This window comes from Neisseria sp. P0022.S010 (genome assembly GCF_051956635.1).
In genome coordinates this window covers 1-4571 of record NZ_JBQCXF010000234.1, presented here as the reverse complement: position 1 = coordinate 4571, position 4571 = coordinate 1, and the positions used below count along the sequence as shown (strand labels likewise).

The 4571-nt window shown below is 49.4% G+C and carries 4 protein-coding genes; 2 read left to right on the top strand and 2 right to left on the bottom strand.

Features of this window, described 5'->3' with window-relative positions:
- Positions 1-146 precede the first annotated feature (146 nt).
- Entirely contained in the window at positions 147-1061 is a 915-nt protein-coding gene (gene yddG / locus ACTHUT_RS14350) for an aromatic amino acid DMT transporter YddG (RefSeq protein ID WP_070646442.1), read from the top strand.
- 129 nt (positions 1062-1190) lie between these two features.
- Complete coding sequence (locus tag ACTHUT_RS14345; RefSeq protein ID WP_440418942.1) at positions 1191-2501, top strand: sulfate adenylyltransferase subunit 1; 1311 nt, start codon at positions 1191-1193, stop codon at positions 2499-2501.
- A gap of 71 nt (positions 2502-2572) precedes the next feature.
- On the opposite strand, the gene glyA is transcribed toward ACTHUT_RS14345, so the two are convergent.
- Both glyA and ACTHUT_RS14335 read right to left on the bottom strand, forming a co-directional pair.
- Positions 2573-3823 carry a serine hydroxymethyltransferase gene (gene glyA / locus ACTHUT_RS14340; RefSeq protein ID WP_440418941.1) on the bottom strand — a complete coding sequence of 417 codons (1251 nt, stop codon included), beginning with the start codon at positions 3821-3823 and terminating at the stop codon, positions 2573-2575.
- Between the two features lie 133 nt (positions 3824-3956).
- Positions 3957-4331: a hypothetical protein gene (locus ACTHUT_RS14335; protein ID WP_003746286.1), complete on the bottom strand. Its 375-nt coding sequence runs from the start codon at positions 4329-4331 to the stop codon at positions 3957-3959.
- Between the last annotated feature and the right edge of the window lie 240 nt (positions 4332-4571).

The window sequence follows — 4571 nt, the reverse complement described above, 5'->3', positions numbered from 1 at the left end:
ATTATAGTCATGTTTAGGACTAATTGCAAATAGAAGGCCGTCTGAAACAATCATTTTCAGACGGCCTTGAAACCGTTAAAATAATTAATGTAGAAACGATATATTCAAACTACGATAAACCTAATAACATCTTCAACACATACGCCATGATTCATTTCTTATCTCAAAATATTTCATCCAAACAAGCCACTGCCATCGGGCTGCTTGCCGTTGCTTTGTGGAGCTTTGTCATTTCTCTGATACGCTCTTTGAGCCTGCATATGGGGGCAGTGGGCGGCGCGGCAATGATGTACACCCTGTCCACCGTATTGATTTGGCTGATTTTCGGCCGGCCGCATTTGCGCAATTACAACCGCAGCTATCTGTTTTGGGCGAGTGTGTTTTTTGTCGGCTGCGAACTGTGTTTGTCGCTGTCGGTCGGTTTCGCGCAAAACGCGAGACAGGCGGTGGAAATCGGCATGGTCAATTATTTGTGGCCGACGTTTACCATCGTCGGAGCGGTATATTTCAACAAACAGCCGTCAAAATGGTGGATAGTCATCGGCTTTGTGCTGTCGTTTTTAGGGATTGCCACTGTATTGGGCGGCGATGTCGGCTTGTCGATTTCCGGCATCTACCACAATGTCCGCACCAATCCCGGCGGCTACATCATGGCATTTGCGGATGCGGTGTTTTGGGCGGCATATTGTACGCTGACGGCGCGCGTGAAAGCAGAAGGCAGCAGCGTCGGCTTCTTCTTTGCACTGGTGTCGATACTATTGTGGATAGAGTATTTTCTCAGCGGCGCGGATACGTTGAGTTTTGATTCCGTATCGCTCGGCTATGCCGTTGCCGCTGCAGCTTGCATGGGTTTGGGCTATGCAGTGTGGAATATCGGTATTTCACGCGGCAACCTGACCGTATTGGCAGGCGCATCTTATTTCATTCCGGTATTGTCTGCGGTAGTGTCATCATTTTTGATTAGCGCGCCTTTGTCCATGACGTTTTGGCAGGGGGCGGGAATGGTGTGCTTAGGGTCGATTGTATGTTGGTTGGCGACCCGGAGAAAACAGATGGCGTGAGGCAATATCCCATAGCTTCGCGATATAACGAAAACAGCTTTTTTAACAACCAAACATTCTTTCCCATTTTCAGACGGCCTGTTTAAAGTAGCAGTCAGTTTGAGAAATCACGAGAAATGGGAAAGAATCATGACTGCAGCTTCCGCTCCGCTTTTACGCTTCATTACCGCCGGCAGTGTCGATGACGGCAAATCCACCCTCATCGGCCGCCTGCTCTACGACAGCAAAACCTTACTGACCGACCAGCTTGACAAGCTCAACCGCGCTGCTGAAAACGGCGAAACGCCCGACTTCGCCAGCCTGACAGACGGCCTTGCCGCCGAGCGCGAACAAGGCATTACCATTGACGTGGCCTACCGTTATTTCGCCACGCCCAAACGCAAATTCATCATTGCCGATACGCCGGGACATGAGCAATACACGCGTAATATGGTTACCGGCGCATCGACTGCCGATGCTGCTATTGTTTTGGTTGATGCTACACGCGTCGATTTTTCAGGCAACGAACCTGTCCTTCTGCCGCAGACCAAACGCCACAGTGCGATTCTGAAACTCTTGGGCTGCCCCAACATCATCGTCGCCGTCAACAAACTCGACCTGCTCGACTTTGACGAAGTCAAATATCAAGCCATTACCGAAGCCTACCGCAAACTGGCGGAACAAATCGGCCTCAAAGCACAAATCCACTTCCTGCCCATCAGCGCCTTAAAAGGCGACAATATCGTCAATGCCAGCAGCCAAACTCCGTGGTATCAAGGTTTGCCGCTTTTGCCTTTGCTTGAAAGCCTGCCTGTCAACCGTCAAAATGCCGCCGACCAAGCCGCGCACTTTCCCGTACAACGCGTGGCGCGCCAAGACGGCAGCAGCAGTGACGACTTCCGCGGCTATCAAGGCAGATTGGAAGCAGGCCGTCTGAAAGTGGGCGATGAAGTTAAAGTCCTGCCCAGCGGCCATGTTGCCAAAGTTGCCGAAATCTACAATGCCAACGGTAAAACTGAATCTGCCGAGGCAGGGGAAGTGTTGACTGTCGTTTTGGATACCGATATTGATATTTCACGCGGCAACAGCATTGTTTCAGCCGACAGCGCCATTGTTCCCGAGCAACAATTTCAAGCTGCACTTTGCTGGTTTGACGATATTCCGCTCAATCTGCGCCGCAAATATTTGCTGAAACACACGACCCAAACCATACCCGTAAAAATCAGTGAAATTGCCTATGTTTGGGACGTGAACACCCTCAGCCGCGTCGAATCCGCCGAAACGCTCAAGCTCAACGACATCGGCAGCGTCAGCTTCAAAACCCAACAGCCGCTCGCTGCTGCTGCATACGAAGACAACCATGCACAAGGCGCGTTTATTTTGATTGACGAAGCCACCAACCATACTGTCGCGGCAGGCATGATACGCAAAGTCAGCGAAACAAACAGTTTTGAAATTTAAAAGAAAGTTGCAATAAAAAAAGGCCGTCTGAAGTTTCAGACGGCCTGTTATTTTATCCAAGTCAGAAATGCTTATGCGCCGTAAACCGGATATTTATCGCACAAAGCAGTCACTTGTTCGCGGACTTTGGTGAGGTTGGCTTCGTCCTCAGGGTTGGCCAATACGTCGGCAACCAAGTTCGCCAATACGCGCGCGTCGGCTTCGTTAAAGCCGCGTGTGGTCATGGCGGCGGAGCCGATGCGGATGCCGGAGGTAACGAATGGTTTTTCCGGATCATTCGGGATGGCGTTTTTGTTGACGGTGATATGAGCTTTGCCCAAAGCGGCTTCGGCGGCTTTGCCGGTGATTTTCATCGGTTGCAGGTCAACGAGGAAAACGTGGCTTTCAGTACGGCCGGAAACGATGCGCAAACCGCGTTTAACCAACTCTTCCGCCATGGCGGCAGCATTGATTTTCACTTGTTTTGCGTATTGTTTGAACTCAGGCTGCAACGCTTCTTTAAATGCTACGGCTTTGGCAGCGATAACGTGCATCAACGGGCCGCCTTGCAGGCTTGGGAAGATGGAAGAGTTCAGCGCTTTTTCGTGGGTATTGTCACGGCACAAAATCACACCGCCACGAGGGCCGCGTAGGGTTTTGTGGGTGGTGGTGGTCACGAAGTCGCAGAATGGCACTGGGTTAGGATATTCGCCGCCGGCAATCAGACCGGCATAGTGCGCCATGTCGACAAAGAGGTATGCACCGACTTTATCGGCGATTTCGCGGAATTTTGCCCAGTCGATTTGCAACGCGTAGGCAGATGCGCCGGCCACAATCATTTTGGGTTTGTGTTCAAGAGCCAAGCGTTCTACTTCGGCATAATCGAGAACTTCGTTTTCATCCAAACCATATGTAATGGCGTTGTAGAGTTTGCCGGAAATATTGACGCTTGCGCCGTGGGTCAAGTGGCCGCCGTGTGCCAGAGACATGCCCAAAATGGTGTCGCCCGGTTTCAAAACTGAAGCATATACGGCTTGGTTGGCTTGCGAGCCGGAGTGTGGTTGGACGTTGACATATTCTGCGCCAAACAATTCTTTAGCGCGGTCAATCGCCAATTGTTCGACAATATCAACGTATTCGCAGCCACCGTAGTAGCGTTTGCCAGGATAGCCTTCAGCGTATTTGTTGGTCAATTGCGAACCTTGGGCTTCCATAACGGCACAGCTGACGTAGTTTTCAGAGGCGATCAGCTCGACGTGGTCTTGCTGGCGCTTGTCTTCTTGGGCGATGGCTGCTGCCAAATCGGGGTCATATTGTGCGAGGGTAACGCTTTTTGAAAACATGTTCTCGATTCCTTTGTGATGGGCTGAAAATATGGGATGGAGTGCTGCGAATTGGTTCAAGATGAACTATTTTTCTTGCATTGTCAACAATTGTGTCGGGTGCTTGGTTTCAGACGGACTGAGATTGAAGGGTTTATTTGAAAATATCATCTTGTTTTAAATGAAAATCCATTTTTTCCAGAAGCGCGGCTAAATCGGCTTCTGCTTGGGCGGCTTTAAGATTTTTTGCCAGTTCTACCAAGGCTACCGCATTTAAGCGTTCTTTCTCCAGCCGTAGGGCTTCTTCACTGAAGATTTTGATATTGTCTGCCGATTCTGCAGCATTTATTTTTTCAAATGGATAAAATGATTCTTCGTGCACGGCCAAACCGTCGGGCAGGGGGGCAGCATGGTTGAAATCGGCATCATTGACCGGCATCCATGAAGGATGGTTTTCAAGCAGGATAAATTGTCCGTCCATGCCGTTGATATGACGGAATAGGGTGGTTCGGCCATTGTGTAAACGCATAAGCCCGATTGTATGCCCAAGTCGGTAAGCCGTCTATAAAGCCGTTTCTTTCTATTTTGGCGCTAACTTATGTTGATATTATTAATTTTGATGTAAAACAGTTTCGACTTAAAAAAGACTGGATAAAACGCCCGTGTTTGTTATAATGAAGCTAAAGATTGATTCGTCCTAGTTTTTGACCGGCAGTACTTTTTTATTTAATTAACAAGAGAGGAAAACAAAATGTTTCCAGAATATCGC